The organism is Mycobacterium sp. 2YAF39, assembly GCF_052114565.1.
GTDB lineage: Bacteria > Actinomycetota > Actinomycetes > Mycobacteriales > Mycobacteriaceae > Mycobacterium.
The window spans coordinates 1-356 of record NZ_JBFREZ010000074.1; the positions used below are offsets into that span (position 1 = coordinate 1).

Genomic DNA, 356 nt, shown 5'->3' on the forward strand with positions numbered 1-356 from the left:
GCCGCGCTGGGATTGGCGGATCTGCAGGTGTCCGCGTTGCCGATCGAGACACACACCGCACGGATGGACCTGAGCTTTTCGCTGACTGAACGATTCACCGACGGCGGTGAGGCAGCCGGGATTTCCGGTGTCGTGGAGTTCCGCACCGACGTGTTCGACACCGCGACGATCCAGACGCTGATCGATCGGTTGCAGCTGGTGCTGATGGTGATGACCGCCGATCTGACCCGGCGGTTGTCCTCGATTGAAGTGCTCGATGAGCATGAACATGCCCGGTTGGATCGGATCAGCAACCGCGCATTGTTGAGTGCCCCGGCGCCGGTGTCGGGATCGATCCCGGCGCTGTTCGCCGCCCA

1 protein-coding gene is annotated in these 356 nt (G+C 63.2%); it reads left to right on the plus strand.

Annotated features, from left to right (window positions below; translation table 11 throughout):
- The coding region (locus AB4Z42_RS28525; RefSeq protein ID WP_442012602.1) for a hypothetical protein at nucleotides 1-356 on the plus strand (356 nt) is incomplete at both ends.